We start from the raw sequence: 21,692 nt of genomic DNA on the forward strand, positions 1-21,692 counted from the left end.
GACTATTCACGCCTGGACGCTATGATCCCCGCAATTCGGAAGGGACATCCGAAACGGGATAGGGACCGAGTAAAATGAGCTTCTGGAATCACATCGCCGGCTATGCTGCCGCCATCCGCGAATTCGTCGCACCGACCTATCGGCCCGAGCGCTATTACATGCGCGGCCCAGGCCCCGCCTGCGCGCGCCGTGGCAACACGCTTGGGATCAGCGTGCACTGATGATGAGCATGGAGAGCCGTCACGACAGCCGGATATGCCGGCCCGATGCCGACAATCGGTCAACGACCTATCGCGCCGAGCGCCCTGCGCTGACCGACAGACGGCGTGCGACAACGCCAAGCCTTCAGCAGTTCGGGCTTTGATCCAGCCGTCGGCAGGTCTAGTGTCGCGTGACACCAGCTGCCGGGCGTCACGTGATCGTCAAGCCGAACCATTCTCCTGAGCCGCCAGAATTCGAATCACGTCGCCCGTTGATCGTGTTCGACGGTATTTGCGTGTTGTGCTCGGGCTTTGTGCGCATGGTGGTGAAGCTCGACCGCAAGGGCCGCTTCCATTTCGCAACGGCGCAGTCGCCCTTCGGCGAGATGCTGTTCAAGAAATCCGGGCTGCGAACGGATCGCTACGAGACCAATCTCGTCATCGTCGATGGCGCCGCTTTCACCCGCCTGGACAGTTTCGTTGCCGTCATGGCCGAACTCGGCTGGCCGTGGCGGGCGGCGCTGATCCTGCTGCTGTTGCCGCGCCCACTTCGCGACTGGCTCTACGACCGCATCGCAAAGAACCGCTATGCCCTGTTCGGCAAGAAGGACAATTGTGAAATCCCTTCCGCCGAGGTGAGGGCAAGGTTGATCGGCTAGGCTCATTGCCGTGGCCGGGAGCGGCGCGGGGCATTTTGGGGGAACTGCGGATGAAGGTTCTTGTCGTCGGCGGCTATGGCACCTTTGGCGGTCGCACCGTCGAGCTTTTGGAAGGCGAACCGCGTCTGATCCTCTTCGTCGCCGGGCGCTCGCTTGCCAAGGCTGACGCTTATTGCAACAGGCGTGCGCCGACAGCAGCCCGGCTGCAGCCGGCCCTGTTCGACCGTGACGGCGATCTCGCCGCGCAACTCGCTGCATTTGAGCCTGATATTGTAGTCGACGCGAGCGGCCCGTTCCAGGCCTATGGCGAGGGACGCTATCGCCTGATCGAGGCCTGCATCGCCCGGCGCATCAACTATCTCGATCTAGCCGACGGCTCGGATTTCGTCGCCGGCGTCTCTGCGTTCGACGAGGCGGCGCGAAATGCAGGGGTTTTCGCGCTGTCCGGCGTCTCGAGCTTTCCGGTGCTGACGGCCGCGGTTGTGCGCCGCCTGTCGTCGGACCTGACGCGGGTCGACGGCATTCGCGGCGGCATCGCGCCGTCGCCCTTTGCCGGTGTCGGCGGGAACATCATTCACGCTATCGCCGGTTATGCTGGTCAGCCGGTGCGGCTTGTTCGCAATGGCCGTCCGGAACAAGGCCGTCCGTTCACCGAACAACTGCGCTACACCATCGCGCCGCCGGGCCGGCTGCCGCTTCGATACACGCTGTTTTCGCTTGTCGACGTTCCCGACCTGCGCGCCTTAGCCGAACTTTGGCCGGAGGCGAGGACCATCTGGATGGGAGCCGGGCCGGTACCCGAGTTGCTGCACCGCGCCCTGATCTGCCTCGCCTGGCTGGTGCGCGCCGGATTGATCGGTTCGCTTTTGCCGCTGGCGCCGCTGATGCATCAGGCAACGAACCGGCTGCGCTGGGGCGAGCATCGCGGCGGCATGTTCGTCGAGGTGGAGGGATCTGACCGGGCGCGCGCCATCGTCAAGCGCTCGTGGCATCTCTTGGCCGAGGGCAATGATGGGCCGCTGATCCCGTCGATGGCGGTCGAAGCGCTGGTCCGCAAAGCGCTGGCCGGACATCAGCCCGCGCCGGGCGCACGGGCGGCGGTGCGCGATTTGGAGCTCCGGGATTATGAAGCGCTGTTCGCCGGCAAGACAATCTACACCGGGTTCAGGAATGAGCCCGCTGACAGGGACAAGTCGCTTTATACCGTCTTGCTCGGCGACGCCTGGCATGGCCTGCCCCGGGAAATCCGCGCCATGCACGATTGCACAACAATGGCGGCAGGCCGCGCGCGCGTCGAACGCGGGCGCAATGTTCTTGGCCGGCTAATGGCCCGGATGGTCGGCTTCCCCGGGGCAAGCGAGGACATCCCGGTTCATGTCCGCTTCGACACCGAGAAGGACGGCGAGACCTGGACGCGGACATTCGGCAAGCACAGTTTTTCGAGCCTACAGTTCGCAGGCCGGGGTCGATCGCAGCGCCTGCTGTGCGAACGCTTCGGCCCGCTGACCTTCGCGATGGCGCTGGTTGCGGAGGACGGCCGGCTGGCGCTGGTCTTGCGCCGCTGGAGCTTTTTTGGCCTGCCGCTGCCGATGTGGCTCGGTCCACGCTCGACTTCCTACGAAACGGTGGAGGATGGCCGCTTCCGCTTCCACGTCGAGATCTCGCATCCACTTGCCGGCATGATCGCCTGCTACCGCGGCTGGCTGGAGCCCTCCGGCCCGCACGGCTCCAGCGAGATCGTGTCGCCTGCCAGCTTAGCCAGTTCGCGGCAGTCCTGCGCCGTGCACAGCGTCCAACCCTGACCCGTAGCGCCCGACGCGGCGAGCACGAGGCGCCGCTGTGGCCCGACCTTGGGCGCATAGACCCACCAGCCGTTTCTCAGCACCGAGCCTTGCGGCGGCTCCATCCCGGCGCCCGATCCCTTGATGCGGGCCTCGACCAGCTGCAGGCCGGACGGCAGCACCTTCCAGTCTTCCTGCCACTGGGTCTTCTCCACCGAATGCACCCAGGAGAGCGTGAAGGCAGCGACCGCGAGCGTCACCGTCTTGCCGGCCGCGGCAATGCAGAGGCTCATGCCGAGTTGGCCAGCGAAGCCTGCCGCGCACGCCAGCAGTGCCAGCCGATCCAGGCAAGGGACAGCGCCCAGCCCGCCTCGTCGGTAAGCGGCAGCGCCGCAACCAGCAGCACGCCGGCGGCGAAGGTGACGAGGCGTTCCCACCAGGCCATGCGCCGGGCCAGAAATCCGACGGCAGCGGCGCCCCACAGGACGATGCCCATGCAGGCTTTGATGACGATATAGGCGACCTCGACGGGATAGCCGAACTGGGCGGCGATCGGGCCGGGGTCCTGCAGCATCAGCGCCGGGGTATAGACCGCCATGAACGGCACAACGAAGCCGGCAATGGCAAGCTTGGTGGCCTGGATGCCGATCTTGAGGCCGCTTTCCTTGGCCATGGGTGCGGCGGCGAAGGCGGCCAGCGCCACAGGCGGGGTGAGATCGGCCATGATGCCGAAATAGAAGACGAACATATGGCTGACCACCAACGGCACGCCGAGCGACAGCAGCGCCGGCCCGGCCAGCGACGAAGTGATGATGTAATTGGGAATGGTCGGTATGCCCATGCCGAGCACCAGGCAGGTGAGCATGGTCAAAAGCAGCGACAGGAACAGATTGTTCTCGCCGATCGAGATGATCCAGCCGATGAAGGTCGAGGCGATGCCGGTAAGCGTCAACGTGCCGATGACGATGCCGACGATGGCGCAGGCAATGCCGACCGGCAGCGCGTTCTTTGCTCCCTCCGCAAGGGAATCGATGCATATGCGCAGCGTCTCGCGCCCGCCCTTGAACGTGAGGCAGGCGATGACCAGCACGGCGATGACCAGGCTGAGGATGTCGACGCCGAATTTCATGAAGGAAGCCGCGGCAAGCCCGAGCGCCAGCCAGAAGACGATGCGGAAGGCGAGCGGCCCGATCGATGCTGCCAGCGGCGTGCCGAGGATGAGCACGATGGTCAACGCGAGGCCCATGGTGCCGGCGAACACCGGTGTGTAGCCGGCAAACAGCAGGTAGATCAGTGCTGCGAGCGGCAGTACCAGCGGCCAGTGCTGTCTCACCGCATCCCACGGATTGGGCAGGTCGGCCTTGGCCATGCCGTGCAGGCCGGCCTTGCCTGCCTCCAGGTGCACCTGCCAGAAACAGGCGCCGAAATAGAGCAGCGCCGGGATGATCGCCGCCTTGACCACCGCGGCATAGGGGATGTTCAGGGTCTCGGCCATGATAAACGCAACCGCTCCCATCACCGGCGGCATGATCTGGCCGCCCATCGACGAGGTCGCCTCGACGGCGCCGGCGAAAGCCGAGCGGAAACCGAAGCGCTTCATCAGCGGGATGGTGAACTGGCCGCTGGCCACCACATTGGCGACGCCGGAGCCGGAAATGGTGCCCATCAGCGCCGAGGACAGCACACAGACCTGTGCCGGACCTCCGCGCCATGAGCCGACCAGGCCAAGCGCAAAATCGTTGAACAGCGCGATCATGCCGGCGCGCTCAAGAAAGGCGGCGAAGACGACGAAGATGAAGATGTAGGCGGCCGAAACATAGATCGGCGTGCCGTAGATGCCTTCGGTGCCATAGGCGAAGGTGTCGACGAGCTGGGCGAAATCATAGCCGCGATGGATGAAAGGCGGCGGCAGATGATTGCCGGCAAATGCGTAGGCGAGAAAGATGAAGGCAATGACGGCGAGCGGCAGCCCCATCAATCGCCGCGCCGCCTCGAAGACCAGCACGACCAGCACCGCGCCGACGATCAGGTCAGGCGTGGTGAGAAAGCCGGAGCGGCGGATGAGGTCGGCATAGAACACCCAATTGTACAGACCGGTGGCGAAGCCAAGCACGCCGAGCGTCCAGAACACTGCTTTCGCCGGGACGCTTTTGGCGCGCAGATTGGCGATTAGGGCAAAGCCGAGCAGCAGCAGGAAGCCGACATGCATGGCGCGTACGACCTGGCTCGGCAGGCTGCCATAGGCGGCGATGTAGATCTGGAAGATGGAGAAGGCGATGGCGATGAGAAAAGCCGCCTTGCCGGCGATGCCTTCGCCGAAGCCCGGCGGCAATCCTTCGACAGGAGCTTCCGCTGTGGGGGAAAGAACGGTCGGGGTTGCGGTCATTGGCGGGGTTCCTGGCGGGGCGCTCCCCTCCCCGAGGGAGGGTGCGGAGCGAGGCGAGGCTCCTTACTTCACCAATCCCTTTTCCTTGTAATACCTCTCGGCGCCTGGATGCAGCGGCACCGGCATGCCGTCGAGCGCCTTGGCGGGGTCGATCGCCTTGGCGGCGGCGTGGGCAGCGGTGAGCTGGTCGAGATGCTCGAACAGCAATTTGGTCATCTGGTAGGCGGTCTCGTCAGGGACATCGGCGCTGGTGATCAGGAAATTGCCGACGGCGGCGGTCGCGACATCCTCGGTCTGGCCCTCATAGGTGCCCTTGGGGATGACCACGGAAAGATAGGGCGAGCCGATCTTGGCGACGTCCTCCGCCGGCACGGCAACGATGTTTACCGGCACCGAGGTGGCGAGGTCACGGATCGATGCGACCCCAAGGCCCGCCGACTGCAGCGTGGCGTCGAGCTGGCGGTTCTTGATCAACTCTACGGATTCGGCAAAGGGCAGATATTCGATCCGCCCGAGGTCTTCGTATTTCAGCCCGGCAGCGGCGAAAATGGTGCGGGCGTTGAGCTCGGTGCCTGAGGCCGGCGCGCCGACCGAAAGGCTCTTGCCCTTGAGATCGGCGAGCGTCTTGATGCCGGATTCCTTGCTGGCGACGATCTGGATATAATTGGGATAGATGGCCGCAATGCCGCGCAGCTTGTCGAGCTTGCCTGGGAAGCCTGCTTCGGTGTTGCCTTCGGCGGCCAGCTTGACGGAATCGCCGAGCGCAAAGGCGATCTCGCCCTTGCCCTGCTGCAGCAGGTTGAGGTTTTCGACCGACGCTTTCGTCGCCTGCACCTGGGTGCGCGCGCCTTCGATGCCCTTGCCGTAGATTTCCGACAGCGCCACGCCGAGCGGATAGTAGACGCCCGACGTGCCGCCGGTCAGCACGTTGATGAATTCCTGTGCCTTGACCGATACCGCGCCAAGGCCAAGCGACAGCGCTATGGCGCCGGCGGCAACGAACTTCGTCCTGAAATTGAGCATTCGGTTTCCTCCCTGAAGTATCTGCCGCACTCTCCTCGTCAGCGCGATCCGGGACGAGTTTAGAGAGCGGACGGGAAATGCCAACCCGCAATTGTCGCCATTAGACGAACGGTTGAGCTTGCGTGAAATGCCATGGGAGCCGAAAGATTTTTGCAGCGCCTGTCGAAATCGGGCGAGGCCGCGCGACATACGTTCGGCCCGCAACGGAGCGGCCTTCGAGAAAAACGGGAGAAGACCATGCGATACATGCTTTTGATCTATGCGAACGAAGCCGCGATGGCGGCCGCGCCGACGGAGAAGACCTACGAAATCAGCGCAGCCTATGGAGCCTATACCGAGGCGTTGAAGAAATCCGGAGCGTGGCTGGCCGGCGACCGGTTGAAGCCGACCCAGACCGCCACCACGGTGCGGATGGCCAACGGCAAGACCAATGTGCTCGACGGTCCCTATGCCGACACCAAGGAGCAGCTCGCCGGCTTCTACATGATCGAGGCTGAGGACGCCGACGCAGCAATTGCCTGGGCGGCTCGCTGCCCGGGTGCCAGCACCGGCACGATCGAGGTGCGGCCGATCTGGGAAATGACCGAGTACCCATCCCAGAAGTGACCGTGTGATGGACAGTCGTCCGGAGATCGCGCGGGCGGCGGCGGAAGCGGCCGCCCGGCAAAGCTACGGCAAGCTGGTCGCGTATCTCGCCGCGCGCACACGCGACGTGGCCGCTGCCGAGGACGCCTTGGCAGATGCCTTTGCAGCGGCGCTCGAGCGTTGGCCACAGGCGGGCGTGCCCGACAAGCCGGACGCCTGGCTGCTGGCGGTGGCACGCAAGCGCCGCGTCGACGCGGTCAGACGGCGACTGACAAGCGAGGCGGCCCGCGACCACCTTAGGCTGATCGCCGAGGAGATGGAGGCACGCATGGTCGACGAAGACCTGCCGGACGAGCGGCTCCGGCTGATGTTTGCCTGCGCCCATCCGGCGATCGAGGCCGGCGTCCGCGCGCCGCTGATCCTGCAGACGGTCTTGGGCTTCGACGCAGCGACGATCGCCTCGGCTTTCCTTGTCTCGCCAGCCACGATGAGCCAGCGCCTGGTGCGCGCCAAGACACGAATTCGCGAGACAGGCATTCCGTTCCGCGTGCCGGAGCGGGCCGAACTCGGCGAGCGGCTGGGCACCGTTCTGGAAGCAATCTACGCGGCGTTTGCCGAAGGCTGGTCCGACCCGGCCGGCACCGAAACGCGGCGCCGCAACCTCGCGACCGAAGCCATCTGGCTCGGCCGTCTGATGGCCACGCTGATGCCGGACGAGCCGGAGGCGCTCGGCCTTTTGGCGCTGATGCTGTTCGCCGAAGCGCGGCGCGCGGCGCGGCGCAATGCGGCGGGCGATTATGTGCCGCTGGCCGAGCAGGATCTTGCACTGTGGGACGATACACTGATCGATGAAGCGGAGACGCTGCTTGGGCGCGCCGCGGCCAAGGGCGTTGTCGGCCGCTACCAGCTTGAGGCCGCCGTGCAGTCCGCCCATGCGACAAGACGGCTGACCGGCGGCACCGACTGGGTCGCGATCAAGGAGCTCTATGACGCGCTGTCGGTGATTGCCGGCTCGCCGGTGGTTTCGATCAACCGTGCGGTGGCCATTGCCGAGGCCGAAGGTGCCTCGGCAGGATTGGGCGCCCTTGATCAACTCAGCGGCGATAAGCGGCTGTATGACTATCAACCTTACTGGGCCGCCCGCGCGGGCCTGCTGGCCAGGGTCGGCAAAGTTCCGCAGGCGAGCGAGGCCTATGACCGGGCTATCGGCCTCGAACGCGATCCAGCCGTGCGCCGGTTCCTGCAGGAACGACGGGCCGCGCTCGGCCGCGCGGAAAAAGACTGAGACAAGGCGGAGTGCTCAGGCCGGCCACATGTCGTGGGAAGCATTCAGCCTCTTCATCACCCGATGTTCCCGCAAATTGGCCCACAGGCGTTCGATGTTCGGCCAAGCGGTTGGAACCTTCGCGACCTCCGGATGCCAGGCCACCAACATGACGAGATAGATGTCGGCCAGCGAGAGTTGGTCGCCGGCCAGCCAGTCGCGGCCGTCGAGAGCGGCATCGAGAATGGCGAAGCTGCGATCCATTTCCGAGACCGCCGCCTGTTTGAGGGCGTCCACGCCGCCGGCGTCGGCCGTGTAGCGATGTGGGTAGAAGAACCGCAGGTTGGCTGGATAGATGACCGACGACATGAAAACCATCCAGCGCAGGAAATCCGCACGGTCAGGCGAACTTGCCGCGGGCGCCAGTCCTGCTTCCGGGTGGCGCTCGGCCAGCAGGATGCAGATCGCCGCGGATTCGGTCATCGAGCGTCCGTCCGGCAAGATCAGCACCGGCACCTGGTTCAAGGGGCTGATGTCAAGAAAGGCCTGATCGAGGCGGCCCTTCGGAACGTCGACCTGGTGGAAAGGCACGCCCGCCAAAGCGAGCGCCGCCTCGACGACAAAGCCGCCGGTATTGGCACGCGTATAGAGCTTGTACATGAAGTCCTCCACCTGCCGGGCAGCGACGATTTGATACGGAAGTGACCCGCCGCTCAAACGAACGACGCCCGCCACAGGTGGTTTTTCAGCGGTCCACGCCGAAGCGTCGATACAGAACGTTTGATGCCGGAGGGGCAGCGCAAAGGATCGCTACGAACCGGTCAAAAACTCTCGTGTCCAGACTCTAAGTCCCCAATCCCTCGAACAGGATAGTCGAGAGATAGCGCTCGGCGAAGGAGGGGATGACGACGACGAGGGTCTTGCCCTTGTTCTCGGGCCGCGAGCCGACGACGATCGCCGCTTGCAGGGCGGCACCCGACGAGATGCCGACCGGCACACCTTCGAGCCGAGCGACGAGCCGTGCATTGGCAACCGAATCCTCGTTCGAGACCTTGATGATCTCGTCGTAGATCGTCGTGTCGAGGATTTTTGGCGCGAAGCCGGCGCCAATGCCCTGGATCTTGTGCGGGCCTGGCTGGCCGCCCGACAGCACCGGCGAGGCTTCCGGTTCGACGGCGACGACATGCACCGAGGGCTTGCGCTTCTTCAGCACCTGGCCGACGCCGGTGATGGTGCCGCCGGTCCCGATGCCGGCAACGAAGATATCGACTTCGCCATGGGTGTCGTTCCAGATTTCCTCGGCCGTGGTGCGGCGATGGATTTCCGGATTGGCGGGGTTTTCGAATTGCTGCGGAATGACGGCGTCGGGCAGTGTTGCCGCCAGCTCGTCCGCCTTGGCGATGGCGCCCTTCATGCCTTTCGGCCCTTCGGTCAGCACCAGCTCGGCACCGAGCAGCGCCAGCATCTTGCGGCGTTCGACGGACATGGTTTCCGGCATGGTCAGGATCAGCTTGTAGCCTTTGGCGGCGGCGGCAAAGGCGAGCGCGATGCCGGTATTGCCCGAGGTCGGCTCGATCAGCGTGGTCTTGCCGGGTGTAATCCTACCCGAAGCCTCCAATGCCTCGATCATCGAGACGCCGATGCGGTCCTTGACCGAGGCGATCGGGTTGAAGAATTCGAGCTTGGCCAGCAGATTGGCGACGACACCCTTCTCCCTGGCGAATTTATCCAGCCGCACCAGCGGCGTGTCGCCGATCGTCTCGGTGATCGAATTGTAGATGCGGCCGCGGCCGGGCACGTGTGTGTGGGTGGCGGGCTTGTTCATTGGTTTTCCTCCCAGAGGTCAAGCGGCAAGAGCCGGGCGGGCATAGGATAGAGCCATCCACCGCGCAAGATAGGCACGTTCGAAAAATATCCGAGTGACGTTCGTGCTGAATACCGACGCCTTGCAGGGCGTTGGGCGGATTGGCGAAGAGATCTACTGGCGGGCGGCAATTGCCCCCGCCGCACCGACCATGAAGCCGGCGGCGGTGCGGTTGAGTGCCCTCAGCGCCCGCGGCGACTTCAGGAACCAGCGCGCCTTGGCCGCCAGCGCCAGATAGGGCACCAGCACCACGAGTAGAACGACGATAGTGAGCGCGACCAGGATGCCGTAATCGGCCAGCGTGATCGTCTTCAGATCGACGATGGTCGGGGTGATGGCGAGATAGAAGATCATCGTCTTCGGATTGCCGAGTGTGACGGCGAGACCGGCTACAAAGCTGGATGCCAAGCCGCCTTTGCCTTTCTTCGCCTCTACCGTTTCGGGCGTGATGCCGCTCGTCCAGAAACGCCAGCCAAGAAAAGCGAGGTAGGCGACACCCAGCCATTTGATGGCCAGGAAGACCATGCCGAACGTCTGTGCGACGAAAGCCAGGCCGAGCACCACGGCAGTCAAATAGGTCAGGTCGCCGAGCATCAGCCCGAACGACATGGCCAGCGACGAGCGGAAGCCGGAACCCAGCGCACGCGCAACAAGCGCGGTGACGCCTGGGCCGGGGATGGCTGCGGCGATGCCGAGGGCGGCGCTATAGGCGAGGAACCCGGTGAGCGTCATGGTTCGCGCTTGTCGCACAATGTTGAAGTTGGGTGAATTCCCTCGGGCCGAATTCGATTGCGCCAGCGCAGCAGGCGACGCCGCCGTTCAGGAGCGGCCGTCTTCGTAGGTAACGCGCCAGATGGTGCCGTTACCGTCCTCGGTGACGATCAGGGAGCCGTCCTTGGCCATGGCGACACCGACCGGGCGGCCCCAGACGGCGTCGTTCGAGATGACGAAGCCGGTCATGAAGTCCTCATACTCGCCGGTCGGCTTGCCATCCCTGAATTTGAGCCTCACCACCTTGTAGCCGGTCCTGGCGCCACGGTTCCACGAACCATGCATGGTGACGAAAGCATCCCCCCGGTAATCCGCCGGAAAGTTCTTGCCGTCGTAAAAGGCTATGTTCATCGGCGCCGAATGCGCCTGCATCAATACATCGGGGACAGTGGCCTTGCCGGCGAGGTCTGGCCGCTCGCCGTGATGGCGCGGATCCCCGTGGTTGCCGATGTAGTACCAAGGCCAACCATAGAACGCACCGTCCTTGACTTCAGTTGCAAACTCGAACGGCACATTGTCGCCGAGCTCGTCGCGCTCGTTGACGACGCACCACAACGCGCCGCTGGCGGGCTGCACCGTCATGCCCGTACAGTTGCGCAGGCCGGTGGCGACAGTTCGGGGATTTTTCCCGTCCGGGTCAAAGGCGAGCACATCGGCACGGCCTTCCTCGGGGCCCCAGGCCGCCCCGAGCGGCTTTGATTTCGCCCAGGCGTCGAGGCCGCCATCCGGCTGCTTGTCCATGTCCTCGGCGACATTCGAGTCCGAGCCAACCGATAAAAAAAGCGTCTTGCCGTCAAGCGAGAAGGCGATGTCGCGGGTCGAGTGACCGCCCGACGGGATTTTGGCGACAATGGTTTCTGGTTTACCGGACGCCTTCAGGTCACCGTCGCGATAGGGGAAGCGGACGATGCTGTCGCTGTTTGCGACATAGACCCATTGCGGCTTGCCGCCTGGCGGATAGAAGGCGATGCCGTATGGATAGTTGAGGCCTTGGGCGAAAATCGCTTTCTCGATGGGTTTGGCGCGGCCCTCGGCCAGACGGTAGACGCGTATTTGGTCGGCATGGCCGTTTGCGATGAACAGGTCGCCGTTCGGAGCGACGCGAACGACGCGCGGATTATAGAGTCCGGAGGCGATCCTTTCGGCCGAAAAGCCCGGCGGCAATTCTGGCTCGGCGCTTTCGGGCCGTTCCGCCACGCCGCCGCCGTTCGAAGCGGATTGAGCGGGGTCGGCTGCCGGCATGTCTTGCGGCCCGATCAGGCGGCGGACGCCAGGCCTGTCGGCGTGCCAATCGCCAAAAGCGGCTTCGCCTTTGAGCACCTTTTGATCCGCCTGCTGGGCGGCTGCCGGTGTCGCGACAAGGAGGGCAGCGGCAACGGCCGCAAAGCCGCCAGATCGGATCATTAACGTCCTCCGAGGTTTGCCTCGAAGAGGGCAAACGGGATCAGGCATTGGTCGTTCCAAGCGGTGGTCCAGCACACGAGGATTTGAAGCCGAACCCCGTTCAGTTGCCAGAGGCGTAGAAGTCGTCGTCGAGGCGCTTTTCCAGCGCGACCAGATCGGCCGGCAGCGGCAGGCCCATGGCCCGCATCTCTTGCAGCTTCTCACGCAACTGCTCTTGCACCTCGTGCTGATCCTCAGGCTGATTGACCATTTCCTCGAGCAGCAGGCTGATCTGGGCCTTGAACGATTCCAGCGCCATTCTTTTTCTCCTTGCGGCAGGCCGCGGCGGCTCCTAGCGCAGCATGCGCGAAATCAGCTGTGCGGTATAGTCGACCATCGGTACTATGCGCGCATAATTCAGCCGCGTCGGCCCGATGACGCCGAGCGCACCGACGACGCGCGCGTCCTTGTCGCGATAGGGTGCCACCACCAGCGAGGAGCCCGACAGCGAAAACAGCTTGTTTTCCGAACCGATGAATATGCGCACCCCCGGGCCTTCCTCGGCGAGGTCGAGGAGCTGGATCAGTCCATCCTGCGTCTCCAGATCCTCGAACAGATGCCGCAGCAATTCTATGTCGGCCTGGGCGGTGACGTTTTCCAGGAGATTGGCGCGGCCGCGCACGATAAGCCGCCCAGGCACCCCGCTTTCGGCGCCTGCCCAGACCGCCAGGCCCTTCTCGACCAGATCCTGCGACAGCGTGTCGAGGGCTGCCCTGGTCTCTTCCTTGATGCGGGCGATCTCGACCCGGGCCTCGGCCAGGGTGCGGCCGCGGATATGGGCGTTGAGGAAGTTGGAGGCTTCGTGCAATTGCGAGACGGTGATGCCGGCGGGCAGATCGATGACGCGATTTTCGACGTCGCCGTTCTGCGAGACCAGCACGGCCAGCGCCTTGGTCGGCTCGAGCTGGATGAATTCGATGTGCTTCAGCGCCGCCTCATTTTTGGCGGCGAGCACGAGGCCGGCGCCGCGCGACATGCCGGACAGCATCTGGCTGGCCTCGGTCAGCATATGCTCCAGTGTCGCGCCCGAGCCGGAGGCGCGCACCTGCGCCTCGATGGTGCGGCGCTCCTCGTCGGAGAGGTCGCCGAGTTCCATGAATGCATCGACGAAGAAGCGCAAGCCGGCCTGCGTCGGCAGCCGGCCAGCCGAGATGTGCGGCGCGTAGATCAGGCCGAGATGCTCGAGGTCGCTCATCACGTTGCGGATGGTGGCCGGCGACAGCGATGACGGCAGGATGCGTGACAGGCTGCGCGAACCGACCGGCTCGCCATCCCTCAAATAGGAATCGACGATGCGCCGGAAGATGTCGCGCGAACGCATATCGAGCGATTGAAGCGCGGGCGGTTGAAGTGCCGGCGACGAGAGCACTGGCGACTGCGAACCGGGATCGACTACCTTGGTCATTCGAGCCAAAAACCTCCGGTCCGAAGATATAGACTTCCGCGGCGTCGGCGCAACCGGTCCATTTTCCTTTGCGCCTCACGCCCCGTGCGGCTACAAGCCGGCCAAGATTCCCCGGCCAAGATTCCGAAGAAAGAAAGAAGCCTGAATGCGCCCTTCCAAACGCCAATTCGACGAAATGCGCCCCATCTCCTTCGAGCGCGGCGTCTCCAAGCATGCGGAAGGCTCGTGCCTGGTGAAGTTCGGCGACACTCATGTGCTGTGTACGGCCAGCCTGGAGGAAAAGGTGCCGGGCTGGATGCGCAACTCCGGCAAGGGCTGGGTGACGGCGGAATACGGCATGCTGCCGCGTTCGACCGGCGAGCGCATGCGCCGCGAGGCTTCGGCCGGCAAACAAGGCGGCCGCACGCTGGAGATCCAGCGGCTGATCGGCCGCTCCCTGCGCGCCGTGGTCGATCTGCAGGCGCTCGGTGAGCAGCAGATCACCGTCGACTGCGACGTGATCCAGGCCGACGGCGGCACGCGCACCGCTTCGATCACCGGCGGCTGGGTGGCGCTCTACGACTGCCTGCGCTGGATGGAAGCTCGCCAGATGGCGAGCCTGGGCAAGGTGCTTAAGGATCACGTCGCAGCGATCTCCTGCGGCATCCATGATGGCCAGCCGGTCATCGATCTCGACTATATCGAGGATTCCTCGGCCGGCACCGACGCCAATTTCGTCATGACCGGCAAGGGCGGCATCGTCGAGATCCAGGGCACAGCCGAGGGCGAGCCGTTCTCGGAAGAGCAGTTCGCGGCGCTGATGGGGCTCGCCAAGAAAGGCATTCAGCGCCTGGTCAGCTTGCAGCAGATGGCGGTGGCTTAGCTGCGGTCAATATTGAAGAGATTGGCGATCCTGTGACTCCTTCCGCAATCCTGGAATCAGCACTCTACGTGACGGACCTTGCTGCCGCGGAACGGTTCTATTCGGGCGTCCTCGGGCTCGATCTGCTCGGTAAGGTCGATGGCAGGCATCTCTTCTTCCGCTGCGGCGACGGCGTGCTGCTTATCTTCAATGCCGAGGCGACCAAGGTGCCGCCGCGGGCCGAGGCCAAGCTGCCCGTGCCGCCGCATGGCACGGTCGGCGAGGGCCATCTTTGCTTCGCCGCAAGCGCGGATGAAATCCCACGCTGGAAAGCGCATCTTGAGGCGAAGAAAATCGCCATCGAAAGCGAGTTCGAGTGGCCGCAAGGCGGCCGCTCGATCTATATTCGGGACCCCTCAGGCAATTCGATCGAATTCGCCGAGCCAAGAATTTGGGGCATCTGATGCATTCGCCGACTGTTCATTCGCCAGCTGTTCACTCGCTTGACGGGCATAAGATCGTCGTCGCAAGCCACAATGCCGGCAAATTGCGCGAATTCACCGATCTGATGGCGCCATTCGGCATAGAAGCGAAGTCCGCAAAGGAATACGGCTTGCCGGAGCCGGACGAGACTGGCACCACTTTCGAGCAGAACGCCCTCATAAAGGCGTTGGCCGCCGCCAAGGCCACTGGATTGCCGGCGCTGTCGGACGATTCCGGCCTGTGTGTCGATGCGCTCGACGGCGCACCCGGCGTCTACACCGCCAACTGGGCCGAGACGCCGGACGGCTCCCGCGACTTCGGCATGGCCATGCAGCGCACGGAAGTGGCCTTGCAAGAAGTTGGCGCGATCACGCCTGCCCAGCGCAAGGGCCGCTTTGTCGCGGTCATCTGCCTTGCCTTCCCTGATGGCCAGGCGGAATATTTTCGCGGTGAGGTCGAGGGCACGCTGGTATGGCCGCCGCGCGGCGAGCTCGGCTTCGGCTACGATCCGGTGTTCTTGCCCGATGGGTTCGAAAAGACCTTTGGCGAGATGAGCGCGGAGGAAAAGCATGGCTGGAAGCCCGGCCAGCCAACCGCATTGTCGCACCGTGCCCGTGCCTTCCAGAAATTCGCGCAAGCCCGATTGGCCGGCGCATGACCATGCTGCTCGACCGCAGCCCCGGTTTCGGCGTCTACGTCCACTGGCCGTTCTGCGCGGCCAAATGCCCCTATTGCGACTTCAACAGCCATGTCCGCCACCAGCCGGTCGACCAGGAGCGTTTTGCCCGCGCCTTCGAGACCGAGCTGGCGACGATGCGCGGCCGCACCGGGCCGCGCGAGGTGACCAGTATCTTTCTTGGCGGCGGCACGCCCTCGCTGATGAAGCCGCAGACCGTGTCGGCGGTGCTGGATGCAGTGGCGAAGAACTGGACGGTGCCTGATGGCATCGAGGTGACGCTGGAGGCCAATCCCTCCTCGGTCGAGGCCGAGCGCTTTCGCGGCTATCGCGCGGCCGGCGTCAACCGGGTGTCGCTTGGCGTGCAGGCGCTGAACGACAAGGATCTGCGCTTCCTCGGCCGTTTGCACAATGTCGATGAGGCCCTGCATGCGATCAGCCTGGCGCGCGAGATATTCCCACGGCTGTCGTTTGACCTGATCTACGCGCGACCCGGTCAGACGCCGGAAGCGTGGCAGGCGGAGCTCGAGCAGGCGATCGGCCACGCCGCAGATCATCTGTCGCTCTATCAGCTGACCATCGAGGAAGGCACGCCGTTCCATGCACTGCATGCGGCAAGGAAATTCATCATTCCAGACAATGAGCTTGCCGCCGATCTCTACGCATTAACGCAGGAGATCACCGCCGCGCGCGGACTGCCGGCCTACGAAATTTCCAACCACGCCAGGCCCGGCGCCGAAAGCCGGCACAATCTCACCTACTGGCGTTATGGCGAATATGTCGGCGTCGGTCCCGGCGCGCATGGCCGGTTCGTCGAAAATGGCCGCCGCGTGGTGACGATCGCCGAGAGAATGCCGGAGACCTGGGCCAATCTGGTCGAGGCCAAGGGCCATGGCGTTACCGGCGGCGAAATCCTGACGCGGTCGGAAGAGGCCGACGAGTTCCTGCTAATGGGGCTTAGGCTGGCGGAAGGCATCGACCTTTCCCGCTACGAGGCATTTTCAGGGCGCGGCCTGTCGACGGCACGGCTGTCGGTGCTGCAGGACGAAGGCCTGGTGGCACCGATCGGCAATGCCCGCCTGCGCGCCACGCCGGCCGGCATGATCGTGCTCGATGCGGTCGTGGCGGATTTGGCCAGATAGCACGTTGAAGAACGTTCTCTTCACCTGCAGCCAGAATCGCTTGCGCAGCCCGACGGCGGAGCAGGTGTTTTCCAAGCGGCGGGACATCGAGGTCGCTTCGGCCGGCACTAATCACGACGCCGACATTCCGTTGACGCATGAACTCGTCGCCTGGGCCGACATCATCTTCGTGATGGAAAAAACGCACCGCGCCAAACTGCAGCAGAAATTCAAGACAAGCCTGAAAAAGGCTCGAGTAATCTGCCTCGATATTCCCGACGACTATGCATTCATAGACCCGGCTCTGGTGGGCCTGCTGGAGGCCTGTGTCTCGAAGTATCTAGGTGAATGATACATCGCAGAGCATTCGCAACCGCGCTTCGAGAACTGTCTCGACCGATCGCTAAGGTTTGCGGGGTCAAGCCTCGTGCTTATGGCGGTGTTTGGCGCGATCTTTTTCGCTGGTCTCTCCGGAACGGGCCGGCTTGATCTCGCTTTTGTCGCGTGAGGCATGGTGCTGGTCGTCTGCGGAATGTGACGCTGCGCCATCGCGGGCGCTTTTTGTTTCGAGGCGGGTGATGAAAATGTCGAAGCGATTGGGCATCGTCCGGTCAGTGCTCCATCGTGCGGTCGGTTTTGTTTGCTTGCTTGCTCTCTGTCGATCGCTGGCGTGCAAGCGGCTTCTTGGCTCTGTCATCTGCGGCTTCGGCAGGCAGGCTCTTGTCGCATGGCGCGGCGAAGCGTTTGCGGCCGGCATAGTAGGGTTCGAAAACGTCCTGTATGGTCAGGCTGTTCATCCTGCTCCTCCCGAGATCAGGTGTAAAATTCGCCGGCAACGGTTTCGTTCCCTACTATGGCGAAGGCATGGCGGCTGGTTCACGTCGGCATCCCTTTTGGAACCCGGGCCTTTGCAACCCAGGCTTTTGCAAGCAAGCGTGAGCCGTGCCAAACAGGGTCGAACGGAGTTGTGCAGGTGACCGGCGAATCGGCCAAACGCAGTTATGTGGTCGGGCAGACCGAAATCGCCGCTCGGCCGCTCGAGCCGGCGCTCTACCTGGTGGCGACGCCTATCGGCAATCTCGCCGACATCACGCTGCGCGCGCTGGAAACGCTCGCCGCCGCCGATATCGTCGCTTGCGAGGACACACGTGTCAGCCGCGTGCTGCTCGACCGCTACGGCATCCGCCGCCGCACCACCGCCTACCACGAGCACAATGCCGGCGAGGCCGGACCGAAGCTGATCGCGGCGCTGCTGGCCGGCCAAAGCGTAGCGCTGATCTCGGATGCCGGCACGCCGCTCATCTCCGACCCCGGCTACCGGCTGGTCGGTGAGGCGCTGGAACGCGGCATTCGTGTCGTGCCGATCCCCGGCCCGTCAGCAGCACTTGCCGCTTTGACGGCATCCGGCCTGCCCTCGGACGCGTTTCTGTTTGCCGGCTTCCTGCCGGTGAAGACCGGGCAGCGGCTGACGCGGCTGGAAGCGCTGAAGGCGGTGCCGGCAACGTTGATCTTCTTCGAATCGCCGCGCCGGCTGGCCGAGACGCTCAGTGCCATGGTCGAGGTGCTCGGCGGTGCCCGCAAGGCGGCGATCGGCCGCGAACTGACCAAGACTTTCGAGGAGATGCGGACTGGCACCCTGCAATCGCTCGCCGGCCATTATGCGGGAGCCGATACGCCCAAGGGTGAAATCGTCATCTGCGTCGGCCCGGCCGATGCGGTCGCTGATGAGCCAGAAGACATCGACCGGCTGCTGCTTTCGCTCGCCGCCGAAATGCCGGCCTCCAAGGCAGCGGCGGAAGCCGCCAAGATGACGGGTGGCCAGAAGCAGACGCTCTATCGTCGGCTGCTCGACCTCAAGAATGCTGGAAGAGACGGGGCCGGCGGAGACGGCGATGGTTGAACGGCCAAGCGCCAGCCGGCAAAAGGCCTACCGGCGCGGCCATCACGGCGAATGGCTGGCGGCGGCGGCGCTGATGCTGAAAGGCTACCGAATTCTTGCCCGCCGCCACCGCACCAGGTTCGGCGAGATCGACCTGATCGCGCGGCGTGGCGATCTGGTGCTGATCGTCGAGGTCAAGGCGCGCCGCACGCTGATGGAGGCAATGGAAGCCATCGGTCGCGAATCGGAGCACCGCATCGAAGGCGCCGCCGATTTCTGGCTGTCGCGCCAATCCGACTACGGAAAATTATCGGTGCGCTTCGACATGGTGGCGGTGCTGCCGTGGCGCTGGCCGGTGCATGTCGAGAACGTTTTCTACGGGCGGAGCTAGGCTATTCCCGAGGTGGGTCGATTTTGCTGCGATCTCCGGTTCAGACTGTTATCGTTCGGTTTGCCTACCTGACTGGAACAAAAGCGTTCCTGCGTTGTCCTCCAATCGTCCTGATGTTCCACGGCTGGTTCAAATGCCGGCCAGGGCAGTCCTCGTGGCAGCTATGCGAGGACAAAGGGATGGCGAGGCAAATGGATCCCGACGATCTCAACCCGGAACGGATCGTCACCGTGTTCGGCGGAACTGGCTTTCTCGGGCGCAGGATCGTGAAGCGACTCCTCGAAAGAGGTTTCACGGTGCGCGCCGCATCTCGCCATCCGGCTCGCGTGGCCCTGGTCTTTTCCTCGATTACGAGGATGCCCGAAGCAGTCGACGCGGATATAACGGATGCGTCCTCGATCGGGTCGGCCATTGCCGGATCGCAGGCGGTCGTGAATGCCGTCAGTCTTTACGTCGAGCAGGGCGTCCAGACCTTTGAACGCGTGCATGTGAAAGCCGCGGCCGATCTCGCTGCCGCGTCGCGCGACCGCGCGATCGACCAGTTCGTCCAGATTTCAGGGATCGGCTCCGATCCCCAATCGGATTCGAATTACATAAGGGCGCGTGGGCGCGGAGAAGGTGCCGTGGAAAGCGCATTTCCCGGCGCTTTCATTGTGCGTCCCGCCGTCATGACAGGACCTGACGACGCTTTCCTGACGACCATTGTGAGGCTGATACGCCTCCTGCCGGTCTATCCGCTGTTCGGCGATGGAGGCACACGGCTTCAGCCGGTCTATGTGGCAGACGTCGCAGAAGCAGTGAGCCGGCTGCTCGACGGGCGAAGCCACAAGGGTTCATCCATATTCGAATTCAGTGGCCCGCGTATCTATACCTATAAGGAACTGCTTCGGGAGATCGCCCGACAGCTCGATACGCACGTCAAGCTGATGCCGGTGCCGTTTGCGGTATGGAACGCCTTGGCTGGCGTCGCGGAACTCCTCCCGGCTGCCCCCATAACGCGCAACCAGATCGACCTCATGCGTCAGGACAATGTGGCAGCAATCGACGCGCCGGGCCTTAAGGAACTCGACATCGAGCCGCGGGGTATCGACGCGGTGATCCGTGCGATCGAACAGCGCCGTGGCGTAGGCTCGCGCTCGTCTCCGCCTTAGCTAGGACGGCCCCCTGATCCTGGCGGGAACCTATCGCCGCGCGACAGGTTGGTCGAGCTTGGAGCCAGTGAAAGAAGGAAAAGAACCATGGCCAGATGCGATCAATGCGGGAATGACTACGACAAGGCTTTCAACGTGACGATGGCCGACGAGACCTACACATTCGACAGCTTCGAATGCGCGGTCCAGAAACTTGCTCCGACGTGTCCGCATTGCGGATGCCGGATCATCGGACATGGCGTCGAACAGGATGACATCATCTACTGCTGCGCACATTGCGCCGCGGAGGAAGGCGCGAGCGCGCTGACCGATCGCGCGCCTTGACGCACCTCCTTTTGGCGTCTCCAGGTCGACCATTCCGAACGGCTGTGCCGGCTCGGTCCGCTAGGCAGCGTACGTCGTCTTGATCGCGCCAGAGCTGTCATGTTCTTGCACGTTCAAGAACCGCGTTCGACGGCTCGTTTAGACGCCGTTCCGTGGCAAGTCGGCTCGCGCTTGGACAAGTCGCTCCACGACGGCGGCCGCCTCCTCTGGAATGGCCGGTATGGTGCCCGACTTCCGCGTCGATCCGAAATCGAGGCCGGCGAAAAACAGACCTGGAACAGCGCCGACGCCATCCTCGTGGACGGGCTGGCCGGCTGCATCGAGCGCGCCGGGAAGCCGAACCCATGAGAAATCGCCGGTGAAGCCCGTGCACCAGATCACTGATCTGATGCCGCTCGCCGTCCAGTCGAGGGAGCGGATCGGAGGATCGGGCAAGCGCGGTTCAATCGTCTCGGCCGGATCATCCTCGGCCAGTTGCGCATCGAGGCCGGCGCGCTCGATGTACTCGTCAACCAGGCGCTTGGCATTCGCGGAGACTTCGTCGGCAAATCGCATATGGTCGTCGAGCTCGTCGCCGAAGACGAGGTTGCCGTTCTCCACACCCCTGAAGCGGCCGAGCAGCACCACGCCCTGCGCGCTCAGCGATTGCAGGCTGATCGTGTGGGTCGCGCCGACCAGCGCGCGGGCCTGCAGCTTGCCGGAGGGGAGGACGAGTTCCTTGCGCGGAACGTCGAGAAAACCGGACAGCGTCAGCCATTTGAGTATGTTGCCCCCGCGGTAGCGCCGCACCCAACGGCCGTTGCGGCTGGTCGCCAAAAAGACCACACGTCCTGCCAACGCCAGATCCTCGGCGATCTGGCCGCCCGACTGGCCGCTGCCGACCACCAGCACCGCGCCACTCTCGAACTCGGCCGGGTTGCGATAAGCCGAGGAATCGACTTGGCGAATTGCGGTTGGCAAATCCGCCGACCCTGCTGGCCGGACCTGCCGATTCTGGTCGCCGGTGGCGATCACCACATTGCGCGCCAGAAATGCCCCGTCCGCCGTGGTGATGCGAAAGATCCCATCGTCTCTCGTCAGCTCTTGCACCGGAGTTTGGGTGCTTACCGGCAAGCGGTGCCGCTCGGCATAGCCTTCGAGGTATGCGACGAACTCATGGTGGGTTATCGCGCCCCAGGGCTCGGGGCCGTCGTAGGAATCACCGGGTAAGATGGAGCGGATGGTCGGCGAGTTCAGTCGAAACGAGTTCCATCGCTGCGTTCGCCACGTTTCGCCAATCCGGCCTCGATCGAGTACACGGTGGTTGCGGCCCTGCCGTTTCAAGAAGTAGCTGACGCCGAGACCCGCCGGACCGGCGCCAATAACGAGGGCGTCAAGAACTTCGCTCACGCATTCCCCCTGCCAACCACGTCCACAAGATCGTATGGCTCGGCTTCGGGCAAGAA

At 63.9% G+C, this 21,692-nt stretch carries 25 protein-coding genes; 14 read left to right on the forward strand and 11 right to left on the reverse strand.

From position 1 onward, the window contains the following. The first annotated feature begins 74 nt into the window (after positions 1–74). The 3 genes from NKH98_RS10165 to NKH98_RS10175 all read left to right on the forward strand — a co-directional run bounded on the left by NKH98_RS10165 (position 75) and on the right by NKH98_RS10175 (position 2,661). Complete coding sequence (locus tag NKH98_RS10165; RefSeq protein ID WP_254818015.1) at positions 75–221, forward strand: hypothetical protein; 147 nt, start codon at positions 75–77, stop codon at positions 219–221. Positions 222–418: 197 nt separating this feature from the next. Continuing rightward, entirely contained in the window at positions 419–859 is a 441-nt protein-coding gene (locus NKH98_RS10170; protein WP_352898349.1) for a thiol-disulfide oxidoreductase DCC family protein, read from the forward strand. A 50-nt stretch (positions 860–909) separates the two neighbouring features. Then, a complete protein-coding gene (locus NKH98_RS10175) occupies positions 910–2,661 on the forward strand; it encodes a saccharopine dehydrogenase family protein (RefSeq protein WP_352898059.1) in 1,752 nt (583 codons plus the stop codon). Here the strand turns inward: NKH98_RS10175 and NKH98_RS10180 are convergent. From NKH98_RS10180 to NKH98_RS10190, 3 genes are all read right to left on the reverse strand, one after another. Continuing rightward, a complete protein-coding gene (locus tag NKH98_RS10180; RefSeq protein WP_352476825.1) occupies positions 2,550–2,933 on the reverse strand; it encodes a DUF1850 domain-containing protein in 384 nt (127 codons plus the stop codon). The genes NKH98_RS10175 and NKH98_RS10180 overlap by 112 nt on opposite strands. Beyond that, entirely contained in the window at positions 2,930–5,026 is a 2,097-nt protein-coding gene (locus NKH98_RS10185) for a TRAP transporter permease (protein WP_352898060.1), read from the reverse strand. Before NKH98_RS10185 ends, NKH98_RS10180 begins: the two co-directional genes overlap by 4 nt. 63 nt (positions 5,027–5,089) lie before the next feature. Continuing rightward, positions 5,090–6,049, reverse strand: a complete 960-nt coding sequence (locus NKH98_RS10190; RefSeq protein WP_254818012.1) for a TAXI family TRAP transporter solute-binding subunit — start codon at positions 6,047–6,049, stop codon at positions 5,090–5,092. Between the two features lie 237 nt (positions 6,050–6,286). Here NKH98_RS10190 and NKH98_RS10195 point away from each other — a divergent pair, with 237 nt between their 5' ends. After that, positions 6,287–6,655, forward strand: a complete 369-nt coding sequence (locus NKH98_RS10195) for a YciI family protein (RefSeq protein ID WP_352648462.1) — start codon at positions 6,287–6,289, stop codon at positions 6,653–6,655. A gap of 7 nt (positions 6,656–6,662) precedes the next feature. Continuing rightward, positions 6,663–7,919: an RNA polymerase sigma factor gene (locus NKH98_RS10200; protein ID WP_352648464.1), complete on the forward strand. Its 1,257-nt coding sequence runs from the start codon at positions 6,663–6,665 to the stop codon at positions 7,917–7,919. Positions 7,920–7,934: 15 nt separating this feature from the next. Here the strand turns inward: NKH98_RS10200 and NKH98_RS10205 are convergent, their stop codons facing one another. From NKH98_RS10205 to hrcA, 6 genes are all read right to left on the reverse strand, one after another. Continuing rightward, positions 7,935–8,558 (reverse strand): glutathione S-transferase family protein, encoded by a 624-nt coding sequence (locus tag NKH98_RS10205; protein ID WP_352898062.1) that lies wholly within the window; start codon positions 8,556–8,558, stop codon positions 7,935–7,937. Positions 8,559–8,742: 184 nt separating this feature from the next. Beyond that, on the reverse strand, positions 8,743–9,723 hold the full coding sequence (gene cysK / locus NKH98_RS10210) for a cysteine synthase A (RefSeq protein WP_352648468.1): 981 nt from the start codon (positions 9,721–9,723) through the stop codon (positions 8,743–8,745). 153 nt (positions 9,724–9,876) lie between these two features. After that, positions 9,877–10,494, reverse strand: a complete 618-nt coding sequence (locus tag NKH98_RS10215) for a LysE family translocator (RefSeq protein WP_352898065.1) — start codon at positions 10,492–10,494, stop codon at positions 9,877–9,879. Between the two features lie 87 nt (positions 10,495–10,581). After that, positions 10,582–11,937, reverse strand: coding sequence for a PQQ-dependent sugar dehydrogenase (locus NKH98_RS10220; RefSeq protein ID WP_352898067.1), 1,356 nt, complete (start codon positions 11,935–11,937; stop codon positions 10,582–10,584). Positions 11,938–12,037: 100 nt separating this feature from the next. After that, the gene (locus NKH98_RS10225) at positions 12,038–12,235 is read right to left on the reverse strand and encodes a hypothetical protein (protein ID WP_254818005.1); all 198 of its coding nucleotides are present in this window, start codon (positions 12,233–12,235) and stop codon (positions 12,038–12,040) included. A gap of 33 nt (positions 12,236–12,268) precedes the next feature. Beyond that, positions 12,269–13,381, reverse strand: coding sequence for a heat-inducible transcriptional repressor HrcA (gene hrcA / locus NKH98_RS10230; RefSeq protein ID WP_254818004.1), 1,113 nt, complete (start codon positions 13,379–13,381; stop codon positions 12,269–12,271). A gap of 145 nt (positions 13,382–13,526) precedes the next feature. Here hrcA and rph point away from each other — a divergent pair, with 145 nt between their 5' ends. Genes rph through NKH98_RS10255 form a run of 5 tightly spaced genes read left to right on the forward strand, consistent with a single transcriptional unit; the run spans position 13,527 to position 16,854 of the window. After that, a complete protein-coding gene (gene rph, locus NKH98_RS10235) occupies positions 13,527–14,243 on the forward strand; it encodes a ribonuclease PH (protein ID WP_254818003.1) in 717 nt (238 codons plus the stop codon). A 32-nt stretch (positions 14,244–14,275) separates the two neighbouring features. Further along, positions 14,276–14,686 (forward strand): VOC family protein, encoded by a 411-nt coding sequence (locus tag NKH98_RS10240; RefSeq protein WP_352898069.1) that lies wholly within the window; start codon positions 14,276–14,278, stop codon positions 14,684–14,686. Then, entirely contained in the window at positions 14,686–15,363 is a 678-nt protein-coding gene (gene rdgB, locus NKH98_RS10245) for an RdgB/HAM1 family non-canonical purine NTP pyrophosphatase (protein ID WP_352898072.1), read from the forward strand. The genes NKH98_RS10240 and rdgB overlap by 1 nt, the downstream gene beginning before the upstream one ends. Beyond that, complete coding sequence (hemW, locus tag NKH98_RS10250; protein ID WP_352898074.1) at positions 15,360–16,523, forward strand: radical SAM family heme chaperone HemW; 1,164 nt, start codon at positions 15,360–15,362, stop codon at positions 16,521–16,523. The genes rdgB and hemW overlap by 4 nt, the downstream gene beginning before the upstream one ends. A 4-nt stretch (positions 16,524–16,527) precedes the next feature. Beyond that, positions 16,528–16,854, forward strand: coding sequence for a low molecular weight protein tyrosine phosphatase family protein (locus NKH98_RS10255; protein WP_352898076.1), 327 nt, complete (start codon positions 16,528–16,530; stop codon positions 16,852–16,854). A 259-nt stretch (positions 16,855–17,113) separates the two neighbouring features. Here NKH98_RS10255 and NKH98_RS10260 read toward each other — a convergent pair whose 3' ends face one another. Further along, entirely contained in the window at positions 17,114–17,299 is a 186-nt protein-coding gene (locus tag NKH98_RS10260) for a hypothetical protein (RefSeq protein WP_352898079.1), read from the reverse strand. A gap of 176 nt (positions 17,300–17,475) precedes the next feature. Between NKH98_RS10260 and rsmI the strand changes: the two genes are divergently transcribed. From rsmI to NKH98_RS10280, 4 genes are all read left to right on the forward strand, one after another. Continuing rightward, positions 17,476–18,402, forward strand: coding sequence for a 16S rRNA (cytidine(1402)-2'-O)-methyltransferase (gene rsmI / locus NKH98_RS10265; protein WP_352701138.1), 927 nt, complete (start codon positions 17,476–17,478; stop codon positions 18,400–18,402). After that, a complete protein-coding gene (locus NKH98_RS10270) occupies positions 18,395–18,772 on the forward strand; it encodes a YraN family protein (protein WP_352898081.1) in 378 nt (125 codons plus the stop codon). The genes rsmI and NKH98_RS10270 overlap by 8 nt, the downstream gene beginning before the upstream one ends. Next, positions 18,724–19,923 carry a complex I NDUFA9 subunit family protein gene (locus NKH98_RS10275; protein ID WP_352898083.1) on the forward strand — a complete coding sequence of 400 codons (1,200 nt, stop codon included), beginning with the start codon at positions 18,724–18,726 and terminating at the stop codon, positions 19,921–19,923. Before NKH98_RS10270 ends, NKH98_RS10275 begins: the two co-directional genes overlap by 49 nt. A gap of 87 nt (positions 19,924–20,010) precedes the next feature. Further along, complete coding sequence (locus NKH98_RS10280) at positions 20,011–20,247, forward strand: metallothionein (protein WP_254817997.1); 237 nt, start codon at positions 20,011–20,013, stop codon at positions 20,245–20,247. A 138-nt stretch (positions 20,248–20,385) separates the two neighbouring features. On the opposite strand, the gene NKH98_RS10285 is transcribed toward NKH98_RS10280, so the two are convergent. Continuing rightward, positions 20,386–21,636 (reverse strand): flavin-containing monooxygenase, encoded by a 1,251-nt coding sequence (locus NKH98_RS10285; protein WP_352898085.1) that lies wholly within the window; start codon positions 21,634–21,636, stop codon positions 20,386–20,388. Positions 21,637–21,692 lie beyond the last annotated feature (56 nt).

It is taken from the genome of Mesorhizobium sp. M0833 (genome assembly GCF_040319905.1).
Taxonomy (GTDB): domain Bacteria; phylum Pseudomonadota; class Alphaproteobacteria; order Rhizobiales; family Rhizobiaceae; genus Mesorhizobium.